The following is a 14,740-nucleotide window of genomic DNA, read 5'->3' on the forward strand; positions in this document are numbered from 1 at the left end:
GACGCGACCGGCTCGGGTCGTGTCCTCGCCCTACGGACGTGACTGAGTCCTCAGTCGACGATGGCGCCCGGGTTGAGGTTGCGGCCGGGGTCGACTCCCGTGAACAGCGCACCGATGATCTCGGCCCCCGCCGGCGACACGTCCTCGTTCACCCAGCGCTTGTGCTCACGCCCCACGGCGTGGTGGTGCGAGAGGGTTCCGCCGTTGTCCATGAAGGCCTGCTGGATGGCGCCCTTGACGGCGTCGTAGGCCTCCAGACCGTCGCGGTCCGTCGGCGGCTGGAAGGCGAACGTGAAGTACTGGCACGCCCCGGAGTGGTAGCTGTGGGAGAGGTGGCAGAACACGAAGCCGTTGATGCCGACCTCGGCGAAGGCCTTGTTCGCCGCCGCGACCACGTTGTCGTGCAACGTGTTCAGCGTCGTCCACGACGAGGAGGTCTCGGACACGTCGCCGTAGGCGCCGCGGTCGAGGATGAAGTCGCGGATGTAGGGGGTGTCGAACTTCTTCTGGTCGTAGAGGCTCCCCGGGTTCGAGCCGACCCCGAAGCCGCCGTGCTTCTTGACGATGTCGCCGACGAGGGACTTGTTGCGGCGCACCGACAGGGACGATCCCTCGAACCCGATGAACGACAGGCACATCTGCTCGAGGTCGATGCCCTTGCGCTTGCTCGCGTAGAGCTGGACGCCCTTGTTGAGCAGCTGCCCCAGCGCACTGCCCTTCTTGGAGGTGGCCAGGGTGAACTGGGTCTCGTTCGCGTCCGAGACCCGGGTGATGCTGGGCGTCGCGTCGGAGGCGGCGATGTCGTGCATCGCCTTCAGACCGCTGGCGTAGTCGGGGAAGAAGTAGGCCTGGATGACCCGTTCCTCGGCGATCCGGTGCACCTGCACGGTCGCCTCGGTGATGATCCCGAGGCGACCCTCGCTGCCGAGGATCATCTCCCGCACCGACGGTCCGACGGACTGCACCGGTACCTCGGAGGTCGCGACGATCCCCTTGGGGGTCACGGCCCGCACGGCCCGGGTGATGTCCGCGATGTCGCCGAAGCGGTCGGACTGCATGCCGGAGGACCGGGTGGCGATCCAGCCGCCGAGGGTGGAGTGCTTGAAGCTGTCCGGGAAGTGGCCGATCGTCCAGCCGCGGGCGTTGAGCTGCGCCTCCAGGTCCGGGCCGAGGGCGCCGGCCTGGATGCGCGCGGTCTGGGACGTCTCGTCGAGGGAGAGCACCGAGCGCATGCGGCCCATGTCCAGGGAGAGCACCGGACGCGTCTCCTCGCGCGGGGCCTCCAGCGAACCCACGATGTTGGACCCGCCCCCGAAGGGGATGAGGACGGCGTCCGCGTCCAGGGCGATCCGCAGGGCGGTCTCCACCTCGGCCTCGGTGCCGGGGTAGAGGATCAGGTCGGGCACGCGGCCGAAGTCCCCGCGACGGATGCGGACGAGGTCGCGCATGGACTTGCCGTAGCAGTGCACGACGCGGTCCATGTCGTCGTCGTGGACGTGCTCGGCACCGAGCGCCTCGACGAAGGCGTCGCGCAGCTCCTGCGGGGCACGGGATCCGGGGACGTCCAGCTCGGACAGCTCCGGGACCTGCGCGGGCGGAGCGTTGAAGTCGATGCCGGAGACGCGCTTCACGAACGGCGCCAGGTTCGGCTTGTCCTCGTGGTGGAAGGCCACGCCCTCCTGGCCCCAACCCCACCACTTCATGTGCTCGACCACGACGACTCTCCCCAACTGTCCACACGGCACCTCGGTCGCGGGCGAGCCTACGCGCCACCTCCGACACGCGTGGCCAGGAACCGCAGCGCCAGCTCGTAGCCCTGCGTGCCGAGTCCCGCGATCACACCGGTCGCGATCGGCGTGATGTGGGAGTGGCGCCGGAAGTCCTCCCGCGCGTGCACGTTGGAGATGTGCAGCTCCACCAGTCCGGCCGACAGCTCCGCGCAGGCGTCGCGCAGGGCCACCGAGGTGTGCGTCCACGCGGCCGGGTTCAGCACGACCGGGAGGCGGGCGTCGGCGGCGTCGTGGATCCAGGCGAGCATCTCGTGCTCGGCGTCGGTCTGGCGCAGTTCGACCTCCACCCCGAGCTCGGCGGCCAGGCGCTGCAGCCGGGCGTCGACGTCGGCCAGGGTCGTCGTCCCGTAGACCTCCGGCTGGCGCTTGCCGAGCCGGCCGAGGTTGGGACCGTTGAGCACGAGGATCTTCACCCGGTGGACGGTAGCGACCCCGTGTCGGAGCCGGGTGCCACGCTCGGCGGGTGAGCGTGCAGACCGCCGGACCGTTCCGGTGCTTCGGTGACGGTGATCCCCTCTACTCCGCCTACCACGACGAGGAGTGGGGCCGTCCCGTCCACGGTGACCGGGAGCTCTACGAACGGATCAGCCTCGAGGCGTTCCAGTCCGGGCTCAGCTGGATCACCGTCCTGCGTCGCCGCGACACCTTCCGGACGGCCTTCGCCGGGTTCGACCCCGAGGTGGTCGCGGCCTACGGCGAGGACGACGTCGCCCGGCTCCTGGCCGACCCGGGGATCATCCGCAACCGGCTCAAGGTCGAGGCGACGATCGCCAACGCCCGGACGCTGCTCGCGCTCGCCGAGCGGGGCGGGAGCCTCTCCGACCTCGTGTGGTCCTCCGCCCCGCGACCACGTCCGGAGGTTCCGCGCAGCCCCGGCGACGTCCCGGCCCTCACCGCGGAGTCGAGCGCCTTGTCGAAGGCGCTGAAGGCGGAGGGTTTCCGCTTCGTGGGACCCACGACGGCCTACGCCACGATGCAGGCCTGTGGGATCGTGAACGACCACCTGGCGCAGTGCCCGGCCCGGAACGAGATCGAGGCGGATCGACGATGACCAGCACGACCCCCTGCCTGTGGTTCGACCACGACGGCCTCGCGGCCGCACAGCTGTACGTCTCCCTCTTCCCGGGCTCGGCGATCACGTCGACGTCGCCCGGTGGTCCCGACGGGGCGCCGCTGACGGTGTCCTTCGACCTGGACGGCCGGCCCTACACGATCATCAACGGCGGGCCGCTCTACCCGCAGTCGGAGGCGTTCTCGATCCAGGTCGCCTGCGCCGACCAGGCCGAGGTCGACCGCTACTGGGACGGGCTGGTCGCCGACGGCGGTACGGAGGGCCAGTGCGGCTGGCTGAAGGACCCCTGGGGCGTCTCCTGGCAGATCGTCCCGAACCGGCTGTACGAGCTGCTCGGCGACCCCGACCGCGCACGGGCCGGGCGGGCCACGAACGCCATGATGGGCATGAAGCGCCTCGTCGTCGCCGAGCTGGAAGCAGCCGCCGACGCACCCGCGTGAACGTTCCCGCCCGCGCGGGTGGAAGACTGAGCACCGAAGCGGGAACCTGTCCCGGCGAGTCCAAGAACAGAAGGTGTTCACATGGTCGATCGACAGCGAGTCGTCATCGTCGGGGGTGGCTTCACCGGCCTGTACGCCGGCAAGAAGCTCGAGAAGCTCCTTCCGGCCTCCACGGCGGAGCTGGTGATCGTCAGCCCGACTGACCACCTGAGCTACGCGCCGCTGCTGCCGGACGTGACCGCGTCCGTCATCGAACCGCGTCACGTCGCGGTGTCCCTGCGCCAGGTCCTCCCCCGTCACAAGCTGGTCATCGGCCACGCCACGTCGGTGGACCCCGAGGCCAAGACGGTCACCATCTCCCGGTCCGAGCGCGGCGTCGTCACCGACGACACCCAGGTGCTGTCCTACGACAAGCTGCTGCTCGCCCCCGGTTCGGTGACCCGCCGGTTCCCGATCCCCGGCGTCTCCGAGAGCGCCCGCGGGGTCAAGACGATCAGCGAGGCCGCGTTCGTGCGCGACCACCTGCTCTCCCAGCTCGACGCGGCCGACTCGCTGCCCGACGACCCCCGCTTCGACGCCGAGCGCGCCGAGCGCATGACCGTCGTCGCCGTCGGTGCCGGCTACACCGGCACCGAGATCGTCGCCCAGACCCACCGCTGGCTCTCCCGCGTCGCCGACCGCTGGTCGAGCATCGACGTGCGCGACGTCCGCTGGCTGCTCATCGACGTCGCCCCCGCCGTGCTGCCCGAGCTCGGGCCGCGTCTGGGCCAGTACGCGCTGTCCGCCCTCAAGGGCCGTGGCATCGACGTGCGCCTCGGGGTCTCCGTGGCCTCCGTCGAGGGCAACGTCATCAACCTCACCGACGGGACCCCGATCCCCTCGCGCACCCTCATCTGGGGCGCGGGCATCATGGCCAGCCCCCTCATGGGCACCATGGGTCTCCCGCTGGACCGCGGTCGCCTCATCGTCGACGCCAAGATGAAGGTCGCCGGCGCCGAGGACGTCTGGGCCGCCGGCGACGCCGCCGCCGTCCCCGACCTCGCCAAGCCGAAGCCGGCCGACGGCCCGCAGCCGATCACCCCGCCCACCGCGCAGCACGCGCAGCGCCAGGGGACCGCGGTCGGCAAGAACATCGCCGCCAGCTTCGGGATCGGCCAGGCCGCCGACTACGTCCACAAGGACCTCGGTCTGGTGGCCGACCTCGGCGGCGGCACCGCCGTCGCCAAGCCGCTGGGCATCGAGATGACCGGCCTGCCGGCCAAGATCGTCGCCCGTGGGTACCACCTGTACGCCCTCCCCGCGATGAGCAACCGCATCCGCGTGCTCACCGACTGGGCGCTGCACCTCGTCCTGCCGCCGCAGGCCGTGGCGCTGAACCAGACCCGTCCGGAGGACGCGCTCATCACCCCGGCGCAGAACACGGACATCTACCCCAAGGCCGCCGAGAAGCCCAAGGTCGGCTGACCACTGCTGTCGTGATCAGCGAGGAGGCGGTGGCGCACGTCGCCGCCTCCCTGCGGATCAGCACGAACCGGGCCCGTCGGCTGGCGCACACCGCGCTGCCGGCGGGTTTCGTGCGTTCGGTGTCGCTGACCTCCGAGGCTCTGCTCGTCGAGGGCCCGACCGACGTGGCGGTGTTCTCCGCTCTGGTGGACGTCCCGGTGCTCGCCGTCGGCGGGAAGAACGTCTTGCCGTTGGCCGTGGCCGTGGCCCGCGCCCACGGGTGCGAACCGCGCGTCGTGCTCGACGCCGACGCCCACCACTACCGGGCCCACCGCGGCAGCGAGCGGTTGCTCGACCTGCTCTCCGGGACCGTCGTCCACGTGCTCCCCGTCGACCTCGAAGCGGCGCTGCGCGGCTGGCCCTCCTTCCTGGCCGCCCTGCACCGCACCGGGTCGGGACTGGGAGCGAAGGACCCGGCGGCCTACGCCGCCGCGGTCGGGGAGGCTCGACACGATGACCTGCCGGCGGCGCTCGTCCTAGTCTGAGCGCCATGGCCTGCCACCTGAGCGAACTCGTGCTGGAGTGCCACGACCCGGCGAAGCTGTCGGAGTTCTGGTGCGCCGTCCTCGGCTACGTCGAACTCGACGTCGACGACGGCGCGATCGAGATCGGCCCCGCGAGCGGTTTCGGGGGGCCGGCCCCGACGATCGTCCTGTCCCCCACGACCGAGCCGCGGACCGCGAAGTCGCGCCTGCACTTCGACGTCAACGCCACCGACCGCGACCAGACCGAGGAACTGCAGCGCCTGCTCTCGCTCGGCGCCCGCCCCGCCGACGTCGGCCAGGACGGCACCGAGGGCTGGCACGTCCTGCAGGACCCCGAGGGCAACGAGTTCTGCCTGCTGCGGACGCGGTTGGACGGCGTCGGGTGAACGGATCCGGCGACCCCGTGCGCCTCGCCCTCGTGGGGCTGCCCGTCGTGGGCGCGCTCACGACGCTGGTGGTCGCCGCCCGGTTGACGACCTGGGACCTCGTCACCGAGGACGTCGGCTCGGTCCTCTTCGTGATCGTCTTCGTCGGCTGGGCCTTGCTGCCCTTCGCCGCGGCGGCCGCCGTGGGGATCTCGGTGCGCCGCCACTGGTCGGGGGGTGTCCCCGCGGCGCTGATCGGCGGTCTCGCACTGCCGGTCCTGACCGTCTGGTGGCTGAGGAGCGTCCTCACCTCCGACTCCTCCACCGCGGTGATCGGGCTCCTGTTCGCACCGTTCCTGCAGAGCGCCCTCGTCGGGGTGACGCTGGGCGTCGCCGTCCTGCTCGCGCGACGTCGCCGGGCGGGATCGGCTGCGGGACGCTGAGCCCTACCCTCGCAACCGGTCCGCCAGCCCCGTCGCCCGGGCCAGCGGACGGCCGACGGCCGCGGCCACGGCCTCCGCGGACCCCACCACCCGGACCCGGACCTTCGCACGGGTCAGGGCGGTGTAGAACATCTCCCGCGTCGCCAGCGGGGAACGCTCCGGGGCGGCCAGCACGGTGACGGTGTCGAACTGCGAGCCCTGGCTGCGGTGGACGGTCATGGCGTGGACGGGTTCGACGGCCGCGAGCCGGGCGAGCGGGACGATCAGCGGTCCCTCGCCGCGGGCGATCGCTGCGACGAGGGTCTCCTCGCGTTCCAGGACCACCCCGGTGTCGCCGTTGTAGACACCGACGCCCGCGTCGTTGGCGGTGACGATGACGGGGAGGCCGACGTAGCGGCCGTCGGTGCGGGGCTGCACCCCGAGTTCCTCGACCGCCCAGCGCTGGGCGAGCCAGCTCCAGTGCGAGACCCCGCGGGTTCCCCGCCGGTGGGCGCAGAGCATCCGGTGGGTGTCCAGGGCGACCAGCGCAGCCCGGGCGTCGCCCGCCCGGGCGGCCTCCACGACGGCGCGGGAACGCAGGAGCACGTCGGCGCGGATCGTCTCCAGCGCGGCCCCGGAGACGAGTTCCTCGTCGGGCACCTCCAGGAACTCCACGTCCGGCCCGCCGGCCCGCAGCAGGTCGACGACCTCGTCGGCGGCCCCGGCCCGGACGGCCGCGGCGATGTTCGCGATCCCGCCGCGGTCGACGAACCGGTGGGTCCGGGTCAGCATCGCGACCCCGTGGGGGGCGCTGCCCGACCCCGCGGGTGCGACGAGGTCGGCGAGGACGGCGCCGACCTCGACGGAGGCGAGTTGCTGCGGGTCGCCCACGAGCACCAGCCGGGCTCCGGGCCGCAACGCCGCGAGGAGTCGCGCCATGACCCCCAGCCCGACCATCGACGCCTCGTCGACGATGACCACGTCGTGCGGCAACCGGTGCTCGGCGTCGAAGCGGGCCCGCACCGAACCGGGGCGGATCCCCAGCAGCCGGTGCAGGGTCGAGGCGCTGGACCCCTGCAGGAACTCCCGCTCGGCGGCGGTGAACACCTCGGTGCCGGCCGCCTGCACGACGGCCTCGGTCAGGCGGGCAGCGGCCTTGCCCGTGGGCGCGGCCAGCGCGACCCGCGGGGTTCCCGGCGAGAGCGCGTGGACGGCGGCCAGCAACCGGGCCACGGTCGTCGTCTTGCCCGTCCCCGGCCCCCCGCCGAGCACGGAAACCCCGTGCGAGAGGCACAGCGCCGCCGCGACCCGCTGGTCGTCGCCCGGGTCCCCCGGCCACAACCGGTCGAGGACCTCTACGACCAGCGCCGGGTCGTAGTGGGCGACGGCGGTGCTGCGGTCGCGCAGGTCGCGGGCGACGGTGAGTTCCTGGCGCCAGTACCGGTCCAGCCAGATCCCGTCCCCGACCAGGTGCAGCGGTGCGGCCGTGTCCTCGTCGGCACCGGCGGCGTGCTCGACGGTCAACGCGCTGCGCCGCACCGCCTCCAGCCACGCCTGCGGTTCGGGCCACTGCACGGGGACCGCGGCGACGGCACCGGAGTCGTCGACGTCCTCGGGGACGACGGTCTCCGGTGCCGTCCGCAGGTGCAGGACGACGGAACCGTGCCGGACGGCGCGGACGGCGAGGGCGACGGCGAGCAGGACCCGTTCGTCCTCCTCCCCCGTCACCGCCCCGAGCCGGCGCGCGACGTGGACGTCGGCGGCGCGCAGGAGCCCGAGGTCGTTGAACTCCCGCAGCAGGCCGGTGGCGCTGCGGGCGAGCGTGACCGAGCGGTCGGGTTCCCCGTCGGTCACGGCGGGGCTGGTCACGCGTGCCTCCCGGCGAGCAGTTCGGACAGGGCGACGACGAGCTCGGCCGGTGGCCGCCACGACCAGACGCCGGGCGGCACGCCGTCCGGCCCCACGGGGACGTCCGCCCCGCACATCCCGCGCAGGAACAGGTACAGGACCCCGCCGAGGTGGACGGCCGGGTCGTACCCCGGCTGGCGCCAGCGCAGGAAGCGGTGCAGCGCGACGCAGTACAGCAGCGCCTGCAGCGGGTAGTGCGCGGCGAGGACGGCCTCGTCGAGGGCCTCGCGCCGGTAGTGCCAGGCGGTCAGGACCTCCCCCGGCCCGGCGAGGCGGTTCGTCTTGTAGTCGACGACGAGGAACCGGCCGTCGGCGCGCAGGACGGCGTCGATGGACCCGGTGAGGTAGCCGCGCAACCCCTCGGCCGCGAGGACGGGGTCCGCCAGCAGGTCCGCGTAGCGGTGCACGGGGTCACCGACCGGCAGGTGGCGGCGCAGCAACCCGGCGACGTCACCGAGGCGGGAACCCCCGCCGGTGGACTCGTCGCCCCCGGCCAGCGGGAGTTCGAAGTCGAGTTCGGCGAGACGGTCCGCCACGCCGAAACCGTCCAGGGCACGACCACCGGCCAGCGGTCCCATCCCCGTGCGCAGCACCGGGTCGAGGGCGAGGGCCAACGGTTCCGCCAGGTGCGGTGCGAACTGCTCGCGGGCCAGCGCCGCGAGGTGCGCCGGGCGGTCCGGGGAGGAGGGGTCGAAACCCTCCAGCACCGAGTGGACCAGGGTCCCGAACCCCGTCCCCGCCGGGAGGTCGGCCATGGGTGATCCGATCTCCTTCCAGCCCAGCGGGTCACCGGCGTCGACCGGTTCGGCGGACTCGGCGTCGACCTCGTCGGTGGTGACCCCGACCTCGGGTTCGGAGAGCACCGACCGCCCGCTGCCGTGGTCCTCGTGCACACCCCGGGTCAGGCCGGAGTACGACGTGCGCCGCCAGCCGAGGTCGACGTCCGCCCGGAACGTGGCGACCGCGAGGTCGGTGTGCGCCGTCGTCGTGCTCGGCAGCCGCGTCAGCGCCCCGCGGGCGGGCACGTCCTCGACGGCCACCCCGGAACCGGGCGGGAAGAGCACGCCGAGCCGGTCGCGCAGCACCGGGTCGGTGGGCAGCGACACCTTCTCGGGCACGTCGAGGACGTCGTCGGCCACCAGCAACCGGTGCAGCGCACCGCGCTGGGTGTTCGTGCTGGGCGCCCACCACACGAGGAGGCGGGAGATCGCCCGGGTCACCGCGACGTAGAACAACCGCAGTTCCTCGCCGAGGTCCTCGGTGTCCGCGGCGCGGCAGGCCGCGTCGTAGCCGGGTGCGGAGGCGCCGCCCACGTGCAGGGCGCGCGGCCCGTCGGGTGCGTGCGCGACGGGGAGCCGGTCCTTGGAACCACCTCCGGTGGAGTCCCAGCCGAAGGGCACGCAGACGACCTCGAACTCCAGGCCCTTGCTGGTGTGGACGGTCGCGATCTGGACCGAGGCGCGGTCGGTGTCCAACCGCCGCGACCGTTCCTGGTCGACGTCGCCCGCGGCCTCGTCGACGCGGCCGCGCAGCCACGACAGCAGGCTCGACACCCCACCGCCGGGGTTCAACGCGGACTCGGCGTGCAGGACCTCGGCGATGTGGCGCAGGTCGGTGAGGCGGCGCTCGCCGCCCTCGATCCCGAGGAGTCGACCGGCCAGCTGGTGCTGCTCGCTGAGGACGGCGAACATCCCCGACACCCCGCGCTCGGCGAGCACGCCACCCCAGGCGCGCAGGTCGACGGACAACCGGTCCGTCGCACGGTCCCCCTGCTCGTCGAGCTCGGCGGCGCCGAGACCGACGAAGGCGGACAGGGCGACGCGGCGCACCCGCAGCGCGCGGTGCGGCTGCTCGACGGCCTCGAGGAGCGAGACCCACTCCCGGGCGGCGGGGGTGGCGAAGACGCTGGGACCGCGGGAGAGCACGCACGGCACGTTGCGCCGCCGCAGTTCCTCCTGGACCAGCACCGCCTGCGCCCCGGTCCGGACGAGGACGGCGACGTCGCCGGCCGCCAGGGGTCGCGGTGCACCGCCCGTGCGCGCTCGCACCTCGAGCCCCTCCGAGAGCACCGCGACGACCTGTTCCGCGACGTCGCGGGCCACGACCTTGCGCACGTCGGCGACGGCGGGGACCCCCGTCCGGGCCGTGGTGGGCAGTCCGTCGCGCGCCACGACGCGCAACCGGACGGGGGCGGGATCGTCGGTGCCGTCCGCACCGACGAGCGCCGCCGACGCCCAGCGCGGGCTCACCGGCCGCACGACGATCCGCCCGTCGCCGAGAGCGGCACCCCGCAGCAGCGCCGCCGTTCCCCGCAGCACGGCGGGGTCGCTGCGGAAGTTCGTCCCCAGCGTCGCCGTCCGTCCCGCGACACCGGCGGCCTCGAGGTAGCTGCGGACGTCGGCGCCGCGGAAGGCGTAGATCGCCTGCTTCGGGTCGCCGATGAGCACCAGCGGGCAGTACCCGTGGAACGCGGTCCGGAGGATGTCCCACTGCACCTGGTCGGTGTCCTGGAACTCGTCGACCAGGACGACGGAGTACCTGCGCCGCAACCGCTCGCAGGCGACGGGACCGGCGACGTCGGCGGTCAGCGCGTCCCTCAACCGGGTCAGCAGGTCGTCGAAGCCCATGATCCGGCGCGAGCGCTTGCGCTGCGCGACCTCACGGCGCACCCCTTCGGCGAAGCGGACCCGGAGGTTCTCCGGCGTCTCGGGGACGGTTCCCTGCGGTTCGATCCGCGCGTCAGGACGGTGCACGGCCTCGCGGGCGATCCGCAGGGCGACGGCGCGCGGGAACGGCGGCGGGGTGGCTCCCGGCCGCACGGCGAAGCGGACGTAGAGGTCGTCGCAGACCTCCTCGACGAGGTCGTCGACGTCCTCGACCAGCGTCGCCGTCGGGTCGACGTCGGCGGCGGTCCCCAGGCTGGTGAGGACCTGCCGGCAGAACTCGTGCAGCGTCGCGACCGTGGCCGAGTCGAAACCCGCGAGGGCCGCGCTCAACCGGGCCCGGCGTCGTGCGACGTCAGCGGTGGCCAGCTGGGCGATGACGGCGTCCTCGGAGCGCAGCGCCGCGGCGGGGTCGGCGAGGGCGTCGCGGGCGGCGACGAGGCGTTCGCGGACACGTTCGCGCAGTTCCGCCGTGGCGGCCCGGCCGAAGGTGACGACGAGGAGCTCGTCGACGGCGGCGATCCCCTCGGCGACGTAGCGGGTCACCAACCCGGCGATGGTGTACGTCTTGCCCGTGCCCGCGCTGGCCTCCAGGACGGTGGTCCCGCTCGGCAGCGGGCCGGTGAGTGCGAAGTCCTCGACGGGCATCAGCGTTCGTCCATCCGGTAGGCACCCAGCAGCGGCTCCCAGACCCGTTGCGCCGCAGCGGCGAAGGTCTGCGGACTGCCCGGCGGTGCGCCGGGCGGCGGGGTCCAGTCGAGCAGGACGTCGACGGGCGCACCCTCCCCCCACACGGTGACGTTCTCCTCCTGCTTGTCCTCCTTGTCGAAGGCGTGCTCCGACACCCAGCTCCGGGAGGCGTCGCGGCGGCACACCTCGTCGGGACGCCGGTTCCAGGCGGACTGGGCCCAGGCGAAGGTGGTGTCCACGGGCAGCGGCAGCGGGAACCGCAGACCGTGCGAGCGCAGTTCCAGCAGGTCGACGAGCAGGTCGCGGGCCACCTGCGCCGGGACCGGGCCGAGGGTCAGCAGGCCGACGCTGCCGCCGCCGCCGCGGCCGACGACGACGCTGCGGAACTCCGTGCCGGGGTCGGCCGCGGAGAGGGCGAGCAGCTCGAGCCAGGCGCGCAGCGTCTGCTTGGCCCGGACGCGGGAGAAGGTGGTGGTGACGGCGACGTCACCGGTGGCGCGGCCCCCGGCGCGCACCGGCCTGACCCCGCGGACGTTTCCGGTGAGCCGGACCTCCCCGACGCCGGGGACGGTGAGGTCGAGTTCGACGTCGACGCTGCGGGGGTGGCCGGTGTCGAACTCCGCGGCCACCCCGGCGATCTGGTCCACCACCGGCCCGACGTCGCGCAGGACGGCCGTCCCGAGCGGGCCGGGCGGGAGGTCGCCCCGCGCGGACTCCAACCGGATGATCTCCCCCGGGTCGGTGCCGCGCAGCCGGGCCGCGAGCGCCCGGTCGCCGACGGCCCACTTCTGCAGGGCGTCGAGCTCGACGGGCAGCGCGTCGGCGGGTTCCTCCTCCCGGGTCGCGGAGGCGACCTCGAGGCGTTGGCGCAGGAACCCGCGGGCGGGGTGCTGGAAGAACTGCACGAGCTGGTCGAGGTCGAGGTCGGCCGGCGGGGCGGGCGGCAGGCCGACGGGCAGGAACTCCGGGGGCGCGACGGGCTCCCGGTGGCCCGTCGCCGCTCCGCCGAAGGCGGTGCGGTCGTAGCTGAACGCGCCGGGGCGCCCCAGGGCGTGGGCGGTGAAGTTGCGGGGGTCGGTCGGCTGCAGCGGGTGCTGGACGACGATGCGCTGCTTGACGCCGGGGGCCGCCGCCTCGAGGGTGTCGAGGAGCTCACCGACGGGGACGGCCGGGGGCAGCTTCGCGCCGGTGCGGACGTCCTTGCCGGAGTAGGTGAGCACGAGGGTGTCGCGGGCGGAGCAGATCGCGTCGAGCAGGACCTGGCGGTCCTCGCTGCGCGGGTCGCGGTCACCGAGGTGGGGATCGCGGGAGAGGACGTCGTCGGCGTCGGGGAAGGTGACCCGGGGGAAGGCGCCGTCGTCCATGCCCAGCAGGCAGACCACGCGGTGCGGGACGGAGCGCATCGGGGTGAGGGTGCAGACGGTCAGCGCTCCGGTGCGGAAGTTCGCGCGCTGCGGGCGGCCGGCGAAGCGTTCGGCGACGAGCGCGGCGACGTCGGCGAGCCCGACGGTGGCCGTCCCGGCCCGCGCGGCGTCGGCCGCGACGACCCCGAGCTCGCGGCGCAGCTGCGTGGCCTGCCAGGTGGTGTCCGCGGTGGTGTCGGCGAGGTCGAGGACCCCGTCGAGCAGCGCTTCGCACCAGGCGGCGACGCTGCGGCGACCGGACAGGCGGGTCACGGCCCCGTCGAGGCGGTCGACGAGTTCGGCGAAGCGTCCGGCGAGGTCGATCCGGCTGGACTCGACGTCGGCGAGCGGGACGACGGCGGCGTCGAGGGGCCCGACGAGGTCCTCCTCGTGGGCACCGCCGACGGCGACCCCGACGAGGAGGCGGTCGAGCCCGGCTCGCCAGGACCCCTGGGCGAGGTTGCCCAGCGCCCACGCGCTGCGGTGCCGGGCGCTGAGGCCCCAGTGCACGCCCGCGTCGACGGTCCACTCGCGGATCTGCTCCAGCGCCTCGTCGTCGAGGTCGAAGCGTTCGCGGACGGCGGCGGAGCCGGCGAGGTCGAGGACGTCGGTGGCGGTGAGCCTGCTCTGGGCGAGCACCAGCAGGCGGGCGGCCAGGCCGAGCAGCGGGTTGGTCTGCAGCGCGGAACGGTCGGCCACCGAGACCCGCAGGCCGCCGCCGGGGTGGGAGTCGGTGGAGAAGACCGCGGACACCAGCGGCGCGTAGGTCTCGACGTCGGGGCACATGACGAGGACGTCGCGCGGCTGCAGGGTGGGGTCGGCGTCGAGGAGGCCCAGGACGACCTCGCGCAGCACCTCGACCTGGCGGGCGCGGCCGTGGCAGGAGTGGACCTGGACCGAGGTGTCGCCCGGACCCGGATCCGGCCGCGGGAGGGGGACCTCGTCGTGGGCGAGGGCGTCCTGCAGCCGTCCGAGCAGGGTGTCGCGCGGGGTCGGGGCGGGGTGGTGGACGTCCCCGTGGCCGGGTGCGGCCTGACGCAGGCGCGCCTGCAGTTCGCGCACGTCGCGCGACATCGACTGCAGGAGCGGGTGGGTGACGAGGTCGTCGACGTCCGGTCCCCGGCGGACCCCGGTCGGGCCCCGACGGGCGATCGCGTCCCACACCGCGGGGCTCGGGTGCTGGAGGAACAGGTGGACCTCGCGGTGCTCGGCGAGCGCGGAGAGCACCTGCAGCCGGCTCGCGGCGAGGCGCGTCACGACGAAGACCCCGAACCGCGATCCGACGCCGGTCAGGGACGGGTCGGCCCGCAGCGCCGTGCAGACGTCGTCGAGCAGTTCGGCGGGGGCGGGCAGGCCGACGTGCTCCCGCACGGCGCGGAACACCTCCGGCTGCCAGGCCAGGTCGGCGGCCACTCCTCCGTCGCCTCCCGCGGCCCAGTCGCGCAGCAGCTCCGGCCGGGCCCCGCCGTAGCGGGCGAAGAGGTCGGCGAGGCGCGAGGCCGCGGCCGTGCGCCGCACGCGGGGCGTGTCCTCGCCCGGTGCGGTCCCGAGGTGGTGGCGCAGGACGGCGAACCCGGGGCGGTCGTCGGGGGCCGGGCCCTCGAGCGGGGCGATGTCCTCGAGGACCTCGAGGACGTTCCAGGTGAGGGCCTCGGGCGCCCAGCGCTCGACGGCGTCGGCCACCTCCGGGCGGATCCGGGCCACGACGTCGGCGAGGACGCCGTCGAGCAGGGCGGCCGGGGAGGAGAAGTCGACGCGGGCGCAGATCCCGTCGTCCCCGCCCGGCCCGGCGCCGAGGTGGTGGGAGAGGCGTTGCGCGATCCAGCGTTCCGTCCCGCGCGCGCCGACGGCCAGCACGTCGGGGGCGAAGGGGTCCGCCCCGGGGGCCGGGTGGCGCAGGACGTCGGCGAGGCCGGCGACGAGGGCCGTGGCGCTTTCGGAACGGTGGACGTGGAGCACGCCCCCTGTCTATCCGATGGGAACGACACGGCGGCACACG

General features: G+C 74.0%; 11 protein-coding genes. 6 read left to right on the forward strand and 5 right to left on the reverse strand.

Annotation, left to right across the window (positions count from 1 at the left end; genetic code table 11):
* Window positions 1–50: 50 nt before the first annotated feature.
* Together AC0I8G_RS00410 and aroQ are read right to left on the reverse strand one after the other, a co-directional pair.
* Window positions 51–1,715, reverse strand: a complete 1,665-nt coding sequence (locus AC0I8G_RS00410) for an FAD-binding oxidoreductase (RefSeq protein WP_471728203.1) — start codon at window positions 1,713–1,715, stop codon at window positions 51–53.
* 47 nt (window positions 1,716–1,762) lie between these two features.
* The gene (gene aroQ / locus AC0I8G_RS00415; RefSeq protein WP_380161246.1) at window positions 1,763–2,203 is read right to left on the reverse strand and encodes a type II 3-dehydroquinate dehydratase; all 441 of its coding nucleotides are present in this window, start codon (window positions 2,201–2,203) and stop codon (window positions 1,763–1,765) included.
* A 50-nt stretch (window positions 2,204–2,253) separates the two neighbouring features.
* Here aroQ and AC0I8G_RS00420 point away from each other — a divergent pair, with 50 nt between their 5' ends.
* The 6 genes from AC0I8G_RS00420 to AC0I8G_RS00445 all read left to right on the forward strand — a co-directional run bounded on the left by AC0I8G_RS00420 (window position 2,254) and on the right by AC0I8G_RS00445 (window position 6,098).
* Entirely contained in the window at window positions 2,254–2,841 is a 588-nt protein-coding gene (locus AC0I8G_RS00420) for a DNA-3-methyladenine glycosylase I (protein ID WP_471728204.1), read from the forward strand.
* Complete coding sequence (locus tag AC0I8G_RS00425; RefSeq protein WP_471728205.1) at window positions 2,838–3,302, forward strand: VOC family protein; 465 nt, start codon at window positions 2,838–2,840, stop codon at window positions 3,300–3,302. The genes AC0I8G_RS00420 and AC0I8G_RS00425 overlap by 4 nt, the downstream gene beginning before the upstream one ends.
* 81 nt (window positions 3,303–3,383) lie before the next feature.
* Window positions 3,384–4,766, forward strand: a complete 1,383-nt coding sequence (locus tag AC0I8G_RS00430; protein WP_380161243.1) for an NAD(P)/FAD-dependent oxidoreductase — start codon at window positions 3,384–3,386, stop codon at window positions 4,764–4,766.
* An 11-nt stretch (window positions 4,767–4,777) separates the two neighbouring features.
* Window positions 4,778–5,290, forward strand: coding sequence for a hypothetical protein (locus AC0I8G_RS00435; protein ID WP_471728206.1), 513 nt, complete (start codon window positions 4,778–4,780; stop codon window positions 5,288–5,290).
* 5 nt (window positions 5,291–5,295) lie between these two features.
* Window positions 5,296–5,676, forward strand: coding sequence for a VOC family protein (locus AC0I8G_RS00440; RefSeq protein ID WP_471728207.1), 381 nt, complete (start codon window positions 5,296–5,298; stop codon window positions 5,674–5,676).
* The gene (locus AC0I8G_RS00445; protein WP_471728208.1) at window positions 5,673–6,098 is read left to right on the forward strand and encodes a hypothetical protein; all 426 of its coding nucleotides are present in this window, start codon (window positions 5,673–5,675) and stop codon (window positions 6,096–6,098) included. The genes AC0I8G_RS00440 and AC0I8G_RS00445 overlap by 4 nt, the downstream gene beginning before the upstream one ends.
* A gap of 3 nt (window positions 6,099–6,101) precedes the next feature.
* Here AC0I8G_RS00445 and recD read toward each other — a convergent pair whose 3' ends face one another.
* From recD to recC, 3 genes are read right to left on the reverse strand one after another with little or no spacing between them, the layout of a single operon-like run.
* On the reverse strand, window positions 6,102–7,946 hold the full coding sequence (recD, locus tag AC0I8G_RS00450; protein ID WP_471728209.1) for an exodeoxyribonuclease V subunit alpha: 1,845 nt from the start codon (window positions 7,944–7,946) through the stop codon (window positions 6,102–6,104).
* On the reverse strand, window positions 7,943–11,296 hold the full coding sequence (locus tag AC0I8G_RS00455) for a UvrD-helicase domain-containing protein (protein ID WP_471728210.1): 3,354 nt from the start codon (window positions 11,294–11,296) through the stop codon (window positions 7,943–7,945). The genes recD and AC0I8G_RS00455 overlap by 4 nt, the downstream gene beginning before the upstream one ends.
* Window positions 11,296–14,700 (reverse strand): exodeoxyribonuclease V subunit gamma, encoded by a 3,405-nt coding sequence (gene recC / locus AC0I8G_RS00460; protein WP_471728211.1) that lies wholly within the window; start codon window positions 14,698–14,700, stop codon window positions 11,296–11,298. Before recC ends, AC0I8G_RS00455 begins: the two co-directional genes overlap by 1 nt.
* Between the last annotated feature and the right edge of the window lie 40 nt (window positions 14,701–14,740).

Source organism: Kineococcus sp. AC630 (assembly GCF_979255925.1).